The following is a 16028-nucleotide window of genomic DNA, read 5'->3' on the forward strand; positions in this document are numbered from 1 at the left end:
TTGAAATCAACAAGAATTATTGCAGGTTAAATTATTGCTATAAAAATAATTAATTGTCTCAGGAGAGGCGGCCTGCGACTGAAGATTTCCTGCTATGGTTAAGTATGTCAGGTTCATTTTTACTGATGGTGAACCAATGAAACAGCCGGAAAACGTCTATCAGAAAATTGAGGGGAGTCAGTGGCGACATGTCTGGATTGTCGGCGACCTCCACGGCTGTTTTTCGCAGTTGATGGAGAAACTACGACAGTGTCGGTTTGATCCGTGGCAGGATCTGCTGGTGTCGGTGGGGGATGTGATCGACCGTGGGCCTGACAGCTTGCGGTGTCTGGAACTTCTGCACAAACGGTGGGTGGTCGCCGTCAGAGGGAATCACGAGCAGATGGCGTTAGACGCGCTGGCCGCTTCGCAGTTGTCGTTATGGTTTATGAACGGCGGCGACTGGTATGCCGCATTGTCGGCAAACCAGCAGCGCCTGGCAAGAAAAGCGCTCGACGACTGTCAGCGTTTACCCTGGATTCTGGAATTGCACTGCCAGAACGGCATGCATGTTGTGGCGCATGCTGATTATCCGCATCAGGTCTATGCCTGGCAAAAAGAGGTGGATTTACACCAGGTGCTATGGCGTCGTTCCCGGTTGAGCGAGCGGCATGCGGGTCAGGGAAACGGCATTGCCGGGGCCGATCACTTCTGGTTTGGTCATACGCCGCTGCGTCATCGCGTTGATATCGATAATTTGCACTATATTGATACCGGCGCGGTATTTGGCGGGGAACTAACGTTGGTTCAACTTCAGTAATTAAAAATCACTGTACTGGCGAGCGGGTAGCCAGAAGCCGTCAATAAAGTCTTCGACCGGAAAACAGCCGCCGTGACGAATCCGCTGGTCGTCCATCGAATACAGGCACTGCTGCTCAGTATTGTAGATATCCACCACAATGTCCTCACAGCCGCCGTCCAGGTAGCAAACAAAAAGTACCAGTGCGAACATTCCATCCTCAAATTGTCCTGCCGTATCGATAGTGTAGGAGAGGTTGTCGCAAGGGGGAAAGGGCGAAATAAATAACCCGTCTGGCGACGGGTTCTTTTTGAGTCAGGCAAGACGCATGACCCAGGCATCGGACTTACGATCGTAACGGGTGCGGAATAGAACAGAGTGCTCTCCGTTTAAAATGGCGGGAATGCTGGTTTCATCATCCCAGGCATCCAGTTGCATACATAAATCTGGGTCGGATTTACAGGGAATGCTTAACGTTCGGTCCCCCGGCGATTCGCCATGTAACTCGGCATCGTCGATTTCAAAAGCGCCAATGCGCACACTGGTTTTCATCATCGTGCTCTCCGTTAGTTCGCTGATTGTGGTACGACCAGTTTGATCGCCCAAATTTCAGCGTAGCCAACTTCAGCAAAAGCGCCAGTAAAAAAGTGCGCTATTTTTGACCGCTTTCAGTCGCTACCGGTAAAGAGTTTGCCATCGCGAACCAGTTCGCGTGGGTAACTGTTCTTCAACCGGGAACCAATCCGTTTCGCCAGACCAATGGGCTGATGCTGGAACGTGACCAGCACATCATCGGCAGACGGCGCGGTTTGCGGGTAGACATCCCGCCCCCGATACCACTCTTCCGCCTCCTGATGAGACAGCTCGAATGCGTTGGCATGATGTGGATCGGCGAGGGCGATCACCGCTTCATGCTGCCAGCGATAACCTTTATTATGGCTTTCCGCCAGTTTTATGCCCAGGCGGGAAAAGCGGACTTTTCCGATCAGCGCTTCAATCTCTGCCGGGAATAACCACACCTCTTTATCTCGCTGCCAGAGGTGCAGGTTTTCTCCCCACTGAAGTCCACTGGCGTTAGCCGCCTGAGTGATTTGCGTCGCCTCACGCCCCTTCATCGGCGCGAACGGAAACTTGCCGACCTTATAGCCAGGCGCGGGAAGCGGGGGAATGGCTGCGGTTTTACGCAAACGGGCGACAAAGAAACCTTCGCAGTCGTAAATCTGCGGGAAAACGTGTAAAAAACCCTCTGCCGTCAGCGCGCGCTCCGCCTCCGGGAACAGATCGCCTAAAGGCAGAAATTCAACCGCTTCCGGGTAGGTCTCTTTCAGCCACAAACAGACGGACTCATTCTCCTCGCGATTTAGCGTGCAGGTGGAGTAGACCAGCGTACCGCCAGGGCGCAGAGCGTGAAATGCGCTGTCGATAAGTTCCCGCTGTGTGGCGGCAATATCCAGGTTGCTTTCGACAGACCAGTTTTTAAGCGCATCGGGATCTTTGCGCACCACGCCTTCACCTGAACAGGGCGCGTCCAGCAAGATAGCGTCGAATGTCTCCGGGAGCGCGGCGCCGAAGACGCGGCCATCAAAATGGGTCAGGGCAACATTACTGATCCCACAGCGGCTGATGTTGGCGTGCAGCACTTTGACCCGGCTGGCGGAGAATTCATTCGCCAGAATGGCGCCCTGATTATTCATCCGCGCGGCAATCTGGGTGGTTTTCGAACCCGGCGCGGCAGCAACATCCATAATGCGTTCCGGCGTATTCCCTTCAGCAAACAGCGCGGCGACCGGCAACATTGAGCTGGCTTCCTGAATATAAAACAGGCCGCTCAGATGTTCGGCGGTGCTGCCCAGCGGCAACGATTCTTCATCATCGCGTTCGATCCAGAAACCTTCCTCGCACCAGGGAACAGGCGTCAGCGACCAGCCATAGGGCGCCGTCAGGGCAAGAAAGTCGGTCACAGAAATTTTTAGCGTATTCACGCGAATGCTGCGACGTAACGGGCGCTGGCAGGCGGCGAGGAAATCGTCAAAAGAGAGTGTCGAAGGCATTGCTTCGCGCATTTGCGTCAGAAAGGCATCAGGGAAATAAACAGCGTGTTGAGCCACTTGGGTACCACCGGCAATAAAACAGGCGCGCAGTGTAGCATAAATGCTCCGGCGCGAGCACGCCGGAGCGGGGGAGTTAACGTGGCAAGGCGGTGCCCCATTCGCGCCACTCTTTCGGTTCGCTTTCCAGCAGCAGGAAGTGTTTACCCGCCTGCGCCTTCGGCGCCAGCGGCGTCCCTAGCGGGGTTGCAAACGCGATGCCGCCGCGAATGAATTGATTGAAGGTGCCGGTTTTCACCACGCCGCCGGTCAGGCCAAAGTCCAGACTGTAGCCGGAGGCCAGCCAGAAGACGGAGTTATTACGCACCAGATGCTGATAACGCTGGCTGATGCGCATGGCAATCATCACGCGGTCAGACAGCGAACCCAGCGTCATGCCCGTTACCGTGCCCACTTCGATACCTCTGAACAGCACTGGCGTGCCGATGTTCAGCGAACCTGCCTCAGGAGCTTCCACGACGATGCTCAGACCATCGAGATAGCGCGAGTCGGAAATGGTTGCTTCCTGCAATTCGAAATCACGACGCGGGTTGCCGCGTCCGGGCTCCACGTTAATGTAGGGCTGCAAAATCGTATCGAGATGCTCCACGCCCGCGGCGGAGATTTGCGGCGTGATCACCGAGAAACGCGTACCGCTTCGGGCAAAGGTCTGGACATACTCCGGGTAGAGCACCGCTTTCGCCTGAACTTCATTGCGCGCGGTAATCAGCTCCAGCGTCTGGATCTGGCCGATGTCGATGCCGAGATAACGAATCGGCATACCCGCCGCGAGTTTACCGGCGTCAAAGGCGTGCAGGGTGATTTGCCCACCCACCGCGCGGGCGGCGGTTTCCGAGGCGTAGAGTATTCGTTTGTCGCCTTTACGCTGGCTGGCGCTTGCGCCGCTCAGGTTATCGAAACTGATAGCGCCTTTCAGCGCACGCGACAGGGGAGAGGCCTGCACGGTCAGGCCGCTGCCGTTAAGCTGTACCTTCGCCCCGCCTTCCGCCCAGAATACGCTGTTGCTGGTTAACAGGTTGCGGTATTCCGGTTTGATATGCAGATCGATATCAAAGGCGTTAGCGCGTGGGCGCACGGTGATTACTTCACCTACCTCAAACTTACGGTACAGCACCACTGACCCCGTTTGTACATCCGGGAGCGTTTCAGCAGTGAGGCTCACCGTGGTCGTGGGGAGGTCGCTGAGGCTGTTTTCCACGGCCTTTTCCAGATTGGCGTACAGCGGGTAGCTGGATTTCATTTCGCCTTTTGTGCCGGGCAAAATACGAATGCCGCCGCTCACCCACTCGCTGGCGCTGGCGCCGAGAAACTCCACGCCGTCGAGACCGACTTTGATATCCACGCGACTGTTGACCACAAATTTGCTGTCACCCTGAATCAAGGCGCGATGTTGCGGATCGATAGCCACCGTGAACGCAACGCCTTTACTGGATAACTTACGTTCAATGACCTGGCCCACCTGCACGCCATGCAGAACCAGCGGTTGACCGGCGTCAATACCGTAGCTTTCCGGGGCGGTCAGGGTTAACGTCAGCGCATTTGGTTCATGGAGCAGGGCTTCTTCGCCAGGCACCACGACGAATTCACTGCGCGGTTCGCCTTCGCCTGGCACCAGTTCAAACGTTTTGCCGGTCAAAAGCGAACTGATACTGGCATCGCTCAGCGACAGCTTTGGACTGCGCAGCTCAATACGCGTCTTATCACGCAGGAGTGTTACCACGCTGGGGTCAACCGTCATTTCGCCCGTGACTTTCCCGCCGGGGTTGAGCGTTAATTTGGTGAGCTCGCCCACTTCAAGCCCCTGATACATCAGCGGCGTGGAGTCGGCTTTCAGGCCGTCGCCGCCGGGAAGTTCAAGTTTGACGATGACGCCGCGCTGGCTATGGGCTAAATCTTCGTAGAGGCCAAATGCGTCATCTGCGGTTGCAGGCTGCGAATCGTCGGGCGAGTCAAACGCGATTGCGCCATTTACCAGCGCCGCCAGACTCTCCAGCTTCACCTTCGCGCCGCTAAGGCTGACATCCGCATTGACGCCGGAGACATTCCAGAAACGGCTGCCTTTTTTCACCAGGCTGGTGAAGCGACGCTCAATCAGTACGTCAATGGTGACGCCCTGTTTGTTGGGATTGATGGCATAGTCATATACCCGACCCACCGGAATTTTGCGGAAATAGACCAGCGACCCGCTGTTAAGAGAGCCGAGGTCAGGCGCGTGAAGATGGATCATCAGGTCGCCGTTGTCCAGACGGTATTTCGGCTGGGTATCAAGCGCGACAAAGTGATCTTTCTCGGCCCCTTTGCCGGGCATCATGCCGATATAGTTCCCGCCGACCAGCGCGTCCAGACCCGAAACGCCCGCCAGCGACGCTTTTGGCGTCACCAGCCAGAACTGGGTCTCCTCGCGCAAGGCATCTTTCATGTTTGACTTAATGCTGACGCGCACTTCTATCTTGCGCAGGTCTTTACTCAGGCTGATGTCCTGCACCGTACCCACTTCAACGCCCTGGTAGCGCACAGGCGTCCGCCCCGGAACAATGCCATCCGCCGACATAAAGTCGATCGTCACGGTGTTGCCGCGATCTTCATAACTTCCCCAAATCAGCCAGCCTGCGATCATCAACGCGATAAACGGCAGCAGCCAGAAAGGGGAAATACGACGTTTTGTTTTTATCTGCGCTTCAGTCGGCGAAGCAGGCGTTTCCTGACTCATGTGCATCCCAAAGTAAGCGGCTATCCAGCCATTCCACTGCAAGAATAGTCAATATTACCGCTGCGCCGAAATAAAACGCAGCCGGTCCCATAGTAAAAGCGAGTATCTGATCGCGATTAATCAGCGACATCGTTAACGAAATAACAAAGAGATCCAGCATGGACCAACGGCCGATCCAGGTCACCATCCGTAGCAGCAGGATGCGCGTACGCAGCCCTTGCTCACATTTGAAATGGATGCTGAGCAGCAGTGTAAACATCACAATAACTTTGGTAAATGGCACCAGAATACTGGCGATAAAGACCACGGCCGCCACAGCGATATTGCTGTTCGCCAGTGACATAATGCCCGACAAAATCGTGTCCTCCTGACGCCCGCCATTCACATAAATAATGGATATCGGCATCAGGTTTGCGGGCAGCAGCAGGACGACAGAGGCCAGCAGCGCCGCCCAGCATTTCTGTATGCTCTGATTTCTGCGCAGGCGTAGCGGGATATGGCAACGGGGGCAACGTCCCCGTGAGTCAGGATAACCGGTGAAGTGGCATCCGAGACAGACGCGAAGTTTTTCGTCCGGGCGTCGGGCGGGGCGTTGTGGGTAAAAGCGCTCCCAGAGTTGCTCCACATTGAGATGCGACAGCGTCAGAATACTGAGGATCACCAGCGCCACAAAGGCGTAAAGCCCCAGGCCGGGTTGCAGGAAGGCGTAATCCTGCACTTTGATCGAGGCGACCCCGATACCGACCAGATAAATGTCGAGCATCACCCACTCTTTGAGCCTCTCCAGCATCAGTAATACCGGACGCAGATTCATGCCGAGAATATTACCGAACCATAGATAAGCAATGGCGGTGACCAGAATTAACGGCGCGCCCGCCACGCAAAAGAGCACCATAGCGGCCGTAAGTGGATCGCCTTGCCTGGTCATCTGCCAGATGCCTTGCATCACGTTGGCGTCAATACGCACCCCTAACAGCCAGATACGCAATAGCGGCTCGCCCCAGGCAAAGGGCATCAGCAGCAGCATCGTAACGGCCAGCGCCGCCAGACGCGTCAGTGACCAGTCGCGTCCATCGCGAATTTTGGCCTGGCAACGCGGGCAATATGCGCTCTGGTGCGATTGCATTTTCGGCAGGCTAAACAGCATGTCGCATTGGGGGCAGCGCTGATAATGGGCGCGGGGCAACGCTTCACTGATAGACCAGACCGTTATTCTCTTTGTTGGCGTGAGTCGCGGGGTGTTCAGGGCCATGTATCGTGAATCAAAGTGTTAGATTAATGTAATCTTAACTCATGACGGGAATGATCTTGAGCATTAACGCATTTAATGCTTATTTTAATAGGCTGTAGTTTTAGAGTAAGACAACTAAGTGACTATATAATGAGCAAAACAGAGCTATACGCGGATCTTAACCGCGACTTTCAGGCAGTAATGGCAGGTGAAACCAGTTTTCTCGCTACCCTGGCAAATACCAGCGCGCTGCTGTTTGAGCGCCTTTCGGGCGTCAACTGGGCGGGGTTCTATCTGCTGGAAAACGACACGCTGGTGCTGGGGCCGTTCCAGGGGAAACTCGCCTGTGTGCGGATCCCGGTTGGACGCGGCGTCTGTGGTACGGCGGTCGCGCAGAACCAGGTGCAGCGCATCGAGGACGTTCATGCGTTTGACGGACATATCGCCTGCGATAGCGCCAGCAATGCTGAAATTGTGCTGCCTCTGACGGTAGACAATCAGATAATCGGCGTGCTGGACATTGATAGCACGGTATTTGGCCGCTTTACCGAAGAGGATGAGCAAGGCCTGCGTGAGCTTGTCGCGCGGCTTGAAACCGTGCTTGCAACGACGGATTACAAAAAATTCTTTGCGACCGTTGCAGGATAATCAACGGATAACGTAGCAATTACTGATGGCGTCATTATAATGACGCCTGTTCATGCCTGCGGCTTGTTGGCTACGTCCGTTGTAATCAGGAAATTTCATGGAAAATCAACCTAAGTTGAATAGCAGTAAAGAAGTTATCGCGTTTCTGGCCGAACGTTTTCCACAGTGTTTTAGTGCGGAAGGCGAAGCGCGCCCGCTGAAAATTGGCATTTTTCAGGATCTGGTAGAGCGTGTTGAGGGCGAAATGAACCTCAGCAAGACACAACTTCGTTCCGCTTTACGTCTTTATACTTCAAGCTGGCGTTACCTGTACGGCGTTAAGCCGGGCGCAACGCGTGTCGATCTCGACGGCAACCCTTGCGGTGAGCTGGATGAGCAGCACGTTGAACATGCGCGTAAGCAGCTTGAAGAAGCGAAAGCACGCGTCCAGGCGCAACGTGCGGAACAGCAGGCGAAAAAACGCGAAGCTGCCGCTGCGGCAGGCGAAAAAGAAGACGCTCCGCGCCGTGAGCGTAAACCGCGTCCTGCGCCACGTCGTAAAGAGACGACTCCGCGTACTCCTCGCGCTGAAAAACCGGCGGCTAAAGCACCACGCGCACCACGCGAAGAACAGCATACCCCGGTGTCTGATATTTCAGCGCTGACGGTAGGGCAGTCACTGAAGGTGAAAGCAGGCAACAATGCGATGGATGCCACCGTATTAGAAGTCACCAAAGATGGCGTCCGTGTGCAGCTGAATTCGGGTATGTCTTTGATTGTACGCGCAGAACACCTGGTGTTCTGAAACGGAGGCCAGGCCTGGCATGAACACTTTTTTTAGGCTTACCGCGTTAGCTGGCTTGCTTGCAATAGCAGGCCAGTCCTTCGCCGTCGATGACATTACGCGCGCCGATCAAATTCCCGTTCTGAAGGAAGAAACGCAGCATGCGACCGTGAGTGAGCGCGTGACTTCGCGCTTTACACGTTCCCACTATCGTCAGTTCAACCTGGATCAGGCGTTTTCGGCAAAGATTTTCGATCGCTATCTTAATCTGCTCGACTACAGCCACAATGTGCTGCTGGCGAGTGATGTGGAGCAGTTTGCGAAAAGCAAAACTGTCCTCGGCGATGAGCTGCGTACAGGAAAACTGGATGTCTTCTATGACCTCTATAACCTGGCGCAAAAACGCCGTTTCGAACGTTATCAGTACGCGTTAAGCGTGCTGGAACGCCCGATGGATTTCACCGGTAACGACACGTTTAACCTTGACCGCAGCAAAGCGCCCTGGCCGAAAAATGAGGCTGAGCTGAACGCGTTGTGGGATGGCAAGGTGAAATTCGACGAACTTAGCCTGAAGCTGACGGGCAAGAACGATAAAGAAATTCGCGAAACGCTGACGCGTCGTTACAAATCTGCGATTCGCCGTCTGGCGCAAACCAACAGTGAAGACGTGTTCTCACTGGCGATGACCGCATTTGCGCGCGAAATCGACCCGCATACCAACTACCTTTCTCCGCGAAATACCGAACAGTTCAATACTGAAATGAGCCTGTCTCTGGAAGGTATTGGCGCGGTTCTGCAAATGGACGATGACTACACGGTCATCAACTCGATGGTTGCCGGCGGCCCGGCGGCGAAAAGCAAGGCGATAAGCGTAGGCGATCGCATTGTAGGCGTAGGCCAGACGGGGAAAGGAATGGTTGATGTGATCGGCTGGCGTCTTGATGACGTGGTGGCGCTGATCAAAGGGCCAAAAGGCAGCAAAGTTCGTCTTGAAATTCTGCCTGCCGGTAAGGGCACGAAAACGCGAACCATTACGCTGACGCGCGAACGCATTCGTCTTGAAGACCGCGCTGTTAAAATGACGGTGAAAACGGTCGGTAAAGAGAAAGTCGGCGTGCTGGATATTCCGGGGTTCTATGTGGGGCTGACGGATGACGTCAAAGTCCAGCTACAGAAACTGGAAAAACAGAACGTGAGCAGCATTGTTATCGATCTGCGCACCAACGGCGGCGGCGCGCTGACCGAAGCGGTTTCGCTGTCCGGTCTGTTTATCCCGTCTGGCCCGGTTGTTCAGGTTCGTGACAACAACGGTAAAGTGCGTGAAGACGCCGATACCGATGGCGTGGTGTATTACAAAGGCCCGCTGGTGGTACTGGTCGATCGCTTCAGCGCATCCGCGTCGGAGATTTTTGCCGCAGCGATGCAGGATTACGGTCGCGCATTGATTGTCGGTGAACCGACTTTCGGTAAAGGCACCGTACAGCAGTACCGCTCTCTGAACCGTATTTATGATCAGATGCTGCGTCCTGAATGGCCTGCGCTGGGTTCCGTGCAGTACACCATTCAGAAATTCTACCGTGTTAACGGCGGCAGCACGCAGCGTAAAGGCGTCACGCCGGATATCGTCATGCCGACGGGGAATGAAGAGACGGAAACCGGCGAGAAGTTTGAAGACAACGCCTTGCCGTGGGACAGCATTGATGCGGCAACGTACGTGAAGTCAGATGATTTAACGCCGTTTGGCCCGGAACTGCTGAAAGAGCATAACGCGCGCATCGCGAACGATCCTGAGTTCCAGTACATCCTGAAGGACATTGCCCGTTTTAACGCGATGAAAGATAAGCGTAATATCGCTTCTCTCAATTTCGCCCAGCGCGAAAAAGAGAATAACGAAGACGATGCCCTGCGTCTGGCGCGTATCAACGATCGGTTTAAACGTGAAGGCAAGCCGCTTCTGAAGAAACTGGACGATCTGCCGAAGGATTATAAAGAGCCGGATCCGTATCTGGATGAAACGGTACGGATAGCGCTGGATCTGGCGCATCTTGAGAAAGAGAAGCCCGCGGAGCAACCCGCAACCAGCAAATAGCGTCAAGCAGGCACAAGAAATTGTGCCTGTTTTTTTAACAAGCGCATTAAGCCGTCAGTCTTATGCAACAAAATGTAAAGTTGTGTCTTTCTGGTGACTTACAGCCCGCAGATGCTTGAAAATAGCCACAAGACCCATACGATGTGGGTATCGCATAGTGCGTTTTGTTAAGTTGAGGTTAAAAGAAAATTATGATGCGAATCGCGCTCTTCCTGCTGACGAACCTGGCCGTGATGGTCGTTTTCGGGCTGGTGCTGAGCCTGACAGGGATACAGTCAAGCAGCGTACAAGGCTTGCTGATTATGGCGCTGCTGTTTGGTTTTGGTGGTTCCTTCATTTCGCTGCTGATGTCCAAATGGATGGCGTTAAAGTCCGTGGGTGGGGAAGTCATTGAGCAACCGCGTAATGAAAGAGAACGCTGGCTGATGAACACGGTGGCGACGCAGGCGCGTCAGGCCGGAATCGCTATGCCGCAGGTGGCTATCTATCATGCGCCGGATATCAACGCGTTTGCGACCGGCGCGCGCCGTGATGCGTCTCTGGTTGCGGTGAGCACCGGCTTGTTGCAAAACATGAGCCCGGATGAAGCCGAAGCCGTTATCGCGCATGAGATCAGCCACATCGCTAACGGCGATATGGTCACCATGACGCTGATTCAGGGGGTTGTGAACACCTTTGTGATCTTCATCTCGCGTATTATCGCGCAGATCGCCGCGGGCTTCCTCGGTGGAAACCGTGATGAGGGTGAAAGCAGCAACGGCAACCCAATGATCTATTTCGCGGTGGCGATGGTTCTTGAACTGGTGTTCGGGATACTGGCAAGCATTATCACCATGTGGTTCTCACGTCACCGTGAATTCCATGCGGACGCCGGTTCTGCGAAGCTTGTCGGCCGTGAAAAGATGATTGCCGCGTTGCAGCGCCTGAAAACCAGCTATGAGCCGCAGGAAGCCAACAGCATGATGGCGTTCTGCATCAACGGCAAGTCGAAGTCACTGAGCGAGTTGTTCATGACTCACCCGCCGCTGGATAAGCGTATTGAAGCGCTGCGTAGCGGCGAGTACCTGAAGTAAGGCGGTATGCCTGGCATTCTAAAAAAGCGCATCAGATGATGCGCTTTTTTTTACGCCACGGAGCGGGGTTGAGTGATGCGTAAACCGCTGATAATGGCGGCTACGGTCGCCAGGATGCCCGCCGTCATCAGGGAAATATGCGTACCGTTGTCCGCAAACTGATTCAACATGAGCGCAACCAGCGCCGCGCCGGTACTCTGGCCCAGAAGACGCGCCGTGCCCAGCATTCCGCTGGCCCCTCCGCTGCGATCGCGTGGCGCAGAGGTGATAATCGTGTGGTTATTGGGCGACTGGAATAAGCCAAAACCGGCTCCGCAAAGGATCATCGGCCAGATGATACTGATATTTGACGGCGAGGCTGGCAGCAGCATCAGCGCAAAAAGTCCTGTGGCCATAATTATCAGTCCTGACGCGCCCAGCAGCCCGGCATGAACCCGTTCAATTAAATAGCCCGCCAGCGGCGCCATCACCATTGTCGCCAGCGGCCAGGGCGTCAGCAATAACCCGGTCTCGACTTCGCTACGCCCCAATACCGTTTGCAGATAGAAGGGAAGGGAAACCATCGCCAGCATCTGCGCGCAGAAAGAGCAAATACTGGTGCAGATCGACAGAGAAAAGAGCGGAATACGCAGTAAGTCAATCGGTAACAAAGGCACCGGGAGTGAGAGCTGGCGGCGAATGAAGAAGAAACCGACGACAAGCATAACCGCCAGTTCTGCGCCAATCAGCGTTAAAGGTTGCCCCTGTGCGAATCCGCTGAGAGCGGTGATCAGCAAGCCGAAGGTTAAAGCGTTCATCACTGCGCTGGGCAAGTCGAAGCGTGGTTTGGCGCTACGAGCGCTGTTTGGGGGTAAGAAACGCATAGCCAGCAGTAATGCGATAATGCCTAACGGAACGTTAATCAGGAACAGCCATTTCCATGACGCTATCGACAGGATTGCTGCCGCAATGGTCGGCCCCGCAGCCGAAGACACCGCGACAATGAAGGAGTTGATGCCCATTCCGCGCCCAAGGTGGCGTTGCGGATAGATAAGCCGGATCAGCGCCGTGTTCACGCTCATCAGCGCGGCGCCGCCAAACCCCTGCGCGACGCGCGCAAGCGTCAGCATTTCCAGGGAGTCCGACAGCGCGCAGAACAGCGACGAAAACAGGAAAATGACCAGGCCGTATTTATAGATGCGTCGATAGCCGAACATGTCTCCCAGAAATGAGAGCGATAGAAGGGAAACCACGATCGCGATTTGGTAGGCGTTAACAACCCAGATCGATCGGGCGGCGGATGCCTGGAGATCGGTTGCAATGGTAGGGAGCGCGACATTCGCGATTGCGCCATCCAGCACGGCCATCGAGATACCAATAATGATGGTTAAAATGGCGCCGTAACGCTGGGGTAATGGCAGGCCATCGGCCTGGATTTTGTCCATAGAGAGTCAATATCTTTCGGGGGATTATGATCAGAGTAATGATTTTAGCATTGATATCGCGGGGTTATGTCGCAGATTTGTAACTAAGTAAGCAAAGATGGATTGCGACCGCCATGACGTGAAATTATAATAAAAACCGGTTCTGATTTTTATAAAACACTCGCAATGAGGTGATAAATGGCTATCGCAGATCTGGATAAACAACCTGATTCTGTTTCTTCTGTGCTGAAGGTTTTTGGCATTCTGCAAGCGCTGGGTGAAGAGCGCGAAATAGGGATCACCGAGCTGTCGCAACGTGTCATGATGTCAAAAAGCACCGTTTATCGCTTTTTACAAACGATGAAAACGCTGGGTTATGTCGCGCAGGAAGGTGAATCTGAAAAATATTCGCTGACCCTGAAATTGTTTGAGCTGGGCGCCCGTGCGTTGCAAAACGTTGATCTGATCCGTAGCGCTGATATTCAGATGCGTGAAATTTCCCGTCTGACCAAAGAGACAATTCACCTCGGTGCGCTGGATGAAGACAGCATTGTCTACATTCATAAAATCGACTCCATGTACAATTTGCGCATGTATTCCCGCATTGGCCGCCGTAACCCGCTGTACAGCACCGCAATTGGTAAAGTGCTGCTGGCATGGCGCGACCGTGATGAAGTCAAACAGATACTGGATGGCGTGGAGTACAAGCGTAGCACCGCGCGCACGATTACCAGCACCGAGGCGTTACTGCCGATGCTGGATCAGGTGCGCGAGCAGGGGTACGGCGAAGATAACGAAGAGCAGGAAGAAGGTCTGCGCTGCATTGGCGTGCCGGTGTTCGACCGTTTTGGCGTGGTGATCGCCGGTCTGAGCATTTCGTTCCCGACGCTGCGTTTCTCCGAAGAACGTCTGCATGAGTATGTCGCTATGCTGCACACGGCTGCGCGTAAAATCTCTGAGCAGATGGGTTACAACGACTATCCATTCTGAGGTGAGTGCGCCCTGAGCCGTTCAGAAGCCAGCCGGTAGAAGATACCTGCTGGCTTTTTTATTGCCCTGAAAAGGGGCGGGAGAGTGGTTTCTCCCGCTAAAAAACGCATTAAAAAGGCATAACCACGTTATGCCTGATATTTATGCAGATGAATGGATGTGATGCCAGATTAGCCGTTATCGACCACCACGGCGCTTTTTCTGAATACAGGACAGTCTGACAGACCAATGATGCCGCTGTCAGTATGGACATATTGCGCTGTACTGGTGCCGCGAGCGGTCAGATATTGACATTGCAGACCCAGACCGGCGGCGTTCTCCTTGCTGCCAATCAGAACCCCATAGCCACTGAGCAATAAACCAATCCATACCAGAGCAATCAAAACAATCGCGCGAATGATCAAACGCATTACTACCTCTTTTCTTTTTTTGGTTAGAATAAGGGTAGCCTGAACGCCCACTGAAACAAGTGTATCATTCCTAAAAGTATATAATGTCGCTCCAGTTAGTTCCGGTTTAGATAACGCGTGGTAATTTGATGGCATAAGATGTGGATGCGGAGAGCGGAGTGAAAAAGTTTCGGTGGGTAATCCTGATTATTGTTGCGTTGGTATGTCTGCTGCTGTGGGCGCAGGTGTTCAACATAATGTGCGATCAGGATGTACAATTTTTCAACGGAATTTGTGCCATCAATAAATTTATCCCCTGGTGATAGCATTTTTACAACAGTTGATTACCTTCCCGTGTAGCAGTGGTAAAATACGGCGTCTACATTGAGGTGGTAACATGAACGAAGTTCTGAATTCTGGCGTACTGACTTTTACGTCTTTGATTGTATCGGTGGTGGTTCTGATTGTCGGGCTGGTCCTGTGGTTTTTTGTGAACCGGGCAAGTTCAAGAACAAATGAGCAGATTGAGCTGCTTGAAGCGCTGCTGGATCAGCAAAAGCGGCAAAATGCCTTGCTACGCCGTCTGTGCGAAGCTAACGAGCCTGAAAAAGTCGCTGAGGCCGAGTCTGAAGCGAAACCTCAGGAAGAGGATGACGATATCATCCGTCTGGTCGCTGAACGGTAACGACAAGCAGAGACAGGATGCGCGTCTGCCAGCCATTCCTTCAGGCAGGCCCATCCTGTTTTCATTAATGTAACCCTGTGTATACCAGGTCTGTTATTTCATTGATCATTTAATGCTTTAACTTAATCTCTCCTTAAATATATTTATCCATACGCTAATAATGTGATTATGTCGCTTTTGTGATAGCGATCGTTTTTATTAATAGCGAAACGTTTCTCTCACTTTTTTTGTGCATTGTCATCATTCTTTCATTATTTTGGTGCACAACCAAAGCACGTATTGGCTATCAGTGAAACGGATGAAAAATGGTCGAATACTTCGCATTTTTAAACAATATTGGTTTTTTTGCGTTGTGACAATTTATGCATTACAAAGCATAAAAAGTGATATCTGTTTACCGTATCGATAAGATCAACGCATGACCTGGAACAACCGAAGTTATTGAGCTATGGTAGAAAAGCCGCTGTACGGGCGTAAGCCTGTCGAAAGGCGCCTGGAGAAGCGAGAATATATCGTCGGGAACTGTGCCGCATAACTGTGCAGTTGATCTTTGATATCTCTCTGGATTTGTGCGACTGATCGAGACACGTTTAAAAATGGCTTGCCATAATTAACGTTGTATGTGATAACACGTTTTGGGTTAAACGAGGTACAGTTCTGTTTATGTGTGGCATTTTCAGTAAAGAAGTCCTGAGTAAACACGTTGACGTTGAATACCGCTTCTCTGCCGAACCTTATATTAGTGCCTCAAGCAGTAATGTCTCAGTTTTATCTATGTTATGCCTGCGGGCGAAGAAAACACTCTAAGGAATTTTGCAAATGGCAAAGATTAAAGGTCAAGTTAAGTGGTTCAACGAGTCTAAAGGTTTTGGCTTCATTACTCCGGCTGATGGCAGCAAAGATGTGTTCGTACACTTCTCCGCTATCCAGGGTAACGGCTTCAAAACCCTGGCTGAAGGCCAGAACGTTGAGTTCGAAATTCAGGACGGCCAGAAAGGTCCGGCTGCTGTTAACGTAACAGCTATCTGATCGACACCACTGATTTGAAGCGCCAAGGCGCATCAACCTCAGATATAAAGCCTCGCCAGTGCGGGGCTTTTTAATTCAGGTTCCTTCAAAATATTTCTGAATACACTCCTGTTAGCGCTTTGTTGCAAAGCC

General features: G+C 53.1%; 17 protein-coding genes. 10 read left to right on the top strand and 7 right to left on the bottom strand.

The features are described from left to right. Positions 1–136: 136 nt before the first annotated feature. Positions 137–799 carry a protein-serine/threonine phosphatase gene (pphA, locus tag FD428_RS09330; RefSeq protein WP_047464032.1) on the top strand — a complete coding sequence of 221 codons (663 nt, stop codon included), beginning with the start codon at positions 137–139 and terminating at the stop codon, positions 797–799. On the opposite strand, the gene FD428_RS09335 is transcribed toward pphA, so the two are convergent. From FD428_RS09335 to yebS, 5 genes are all read right to left on the bottom strand, one after another. Then, complete coding sequence (locus tag FD428_RS09335) at positions 800–991, bottom strand: YebW family protein (protein WP_012132031.1); 192 nt, start codon at positions 989–991, stop codon at positions 800–802. 102 nt (positions 992–1093) lie between these two features. Then, positions 1094–1330 (bottom strand): YebV family protein, encoded by a 237-nt coding sequence (locus tag FD428_RS09340; protein ID WP_024130262.1) that lies wholly within the window; start codon positions 1328–1330, stop codon positions 1094–1096. A gap of 116 nt (positions 1331–1446) precedes the next feature. Then, the gene (gene rsmF, locus FD428_RS09345; protein WP_114847797.1) at positions 1447–2886 is read right to left on the bottom strand and encodes a 16S rRNA (cytosine(1407)-C(5))-methyltransferase RsmF; all 1440 of its coding nucleotides are present in this window, start codon (positions 2884–2886) and stop codon (positions 1447–1449) included. A gap of 76 nt (positions 2887–2962) precedes the next feature. Beyond that, positions 2963–5596, bottom strand: coding sequence for a PqiB family protein (locus FD428_RS09350; protein WP_114847798.1), 2634 nt, complete (start codon positions 5594–5596; stop codon positions 2963–2965). Beyond that, positions 5565–6848, bottom strand: coding sequence for a membrane integrity lipid transport subunit YebS (gene yebS / locus FD428_RS09355; protein ID WP_024130263.1), 1284 nt, complete (start codon positions 6846–6848; stop codon positions 5565–5567). Before yebS ends, FD428_RS09350 begins: the two co-directional genes overlap by 32 nt. A gap of 129 nt (positions 6849–6977) precedes the next feature. On the opposite strand from yebS, the gene FD428_RS09360 reads away from it, so the two are divergent. From FD428_RS09360 to htpX, 4 genes are all read left to right on the top strand, one after another. Next, a complete protein-coding gene (locus tag FD428_RS09360) occupies positions 6978–7475 on the top strand; it encodes a GAF domain-containing protein (RefSeq protein ID WP_012132036.1) in 498 nt (165 codons plus the stop codon). Between the two features lie 97 nt (positions 7476–7572). Beyond that, positions 7573–8259 carry an RNA chaperone ProQ gene (gene proQ, locus FD428_RS09365; RefSeq protein ID WP_012132037.1) on the top strand — a complete coding sequence of 229 codons (687 nt, stop codon included), beginning with the start codon at positions 7573–7575 and terminating at the stop codon, positions 8257–8259. Positions 8260–8278: 19 nt separating this feature from the next. Then, positions 8279–10327, top strand: coding sequence for a carboxy terminal-processing peptidase (prc, locus tag FD428_RS09370; RefSeq protein ID WP_012132038.1), 2049 nt, complete (start codon positions 8279–8281; stop codon positions 10325–10327). Between the two features lie 191 nt (positions 10328–10518). Beyond that, positions 10519–11400 carry a protease HtpX gene (htpX, locus tag FD428_RS09375; protein ID WP_012132039.1) on the top strand — a complete coding sequence of 294 codons (882 nt, stop codon included), beginning with the start codon at positions 10519–10521 and terminating at the stop codon, positions 11398–11400. Between the two features lie 50 nt (positions 11401–11450). Here htpX and FD428_RS09380 read toward each other — a convergent pair whose 3' ends face one another. After that, the gene (locus tag FD428_RS09380) at positions 11451–12824 is read right to left on the bottom strand and encodes an MFS transporter (protein WP_114847799.1); all 1374 of its coding nucleotides are present in this window, start codon (positions 12822–12824) and stop codon (positions 11451–11453) included. A gap of 177 nt (positions 12825–13001) precedes the next feature. On the opposite strand from FD428_RS09380, the gene kdgR reads away from it, so the two are divergent. Further along, complete coding sequence (gene kdgR, locus FD428_RS09385; RefSeq protein ID WP_012132042.1) at positions 13002–13793, top strand: DNA-binding transcriptional regulator KdgR; 792 nt, start codon at positions 13002–13004, stop codon at positions 13791–13793. Between the two features lie 170 nt (positions 13794–13963). On the opposite strand, the gene FD428_RS09390 is transcribed toward kdgR, so the two are convergent. Next, positions 13964–14203: a YobH family protein gene (locus FD428_RS09390; protein WP_024130264.1), complete on the bottom strand. Its 240-nt coding sequence runs from the start codon at positions 14201–14203 to the stop codon at positions 13964–13966. A gap of 158 nt (positions 14204–14361) precedes the next feature. On the opposite strand from FD428_RS09390, the gene mgrB reads away from it, so the two are divergent. The 4 genes from mgrB (at position 14362) to cspE (ending at position 15896) form a co-directional block, all read left to right on the top strand. After that, positions 14362–14505, top strand: coding sequence for a PhoP/PhoQ regulator MgrB (mgrB, locus tag FD428_RS09395; RefSeq protein ID WP_024130265.1), 144 nt, complete (start codon positions 14362–14364; stop codon positions 14503–14505). A 74-nt stretch (positions 14506–14579) separates the two neighbouring features. Next, positions 14580–14867 (top strand): YebO family protein, encoded by a 288-nt coding sequence (locus tag FD428_RS09400; protein ID WP_012132046.1) that lies wholly within the window; start codon positions 14580–14582, stop codon positions 14865–14867. A 663-nt stretch (positions 14868–15530) separates the two neighbouring features. After that, positions 15531–15674, top strand: coding sequence for a DUF2627 domain-containing protein (locus FD428_RS09405; protein ID WP_001537930.1), 144 nt, complete (start codon positions 15531–15533; stop codon positions 15672–15674). 12 nt (positions 15675–15686) lie between these two features. Next, complete coding sequence (gene cspE / locus FD428_RS09410; protein WP_001062678.1) at positions 15687–15896, top strand: transcription antiterminator/RNA stability regulator CspE; 210 nt, start codon at positions 15687–15689, stop codon at positions 15894–15896. The last annotated feature ends 132 nt before the right edge of the window (positions 15897–16028 follow it).

This window comes from Citrobacter sp. TBCP-5362 (assembly GCF_005406305.1).
Taxonomy (GTDB): Bacteria; Pseudomonadota; Gammaproteobacteria; order Enterobacterales; family Enterobacteriaceae; genus Citrobacter_B; species Citrobacter_B koseri.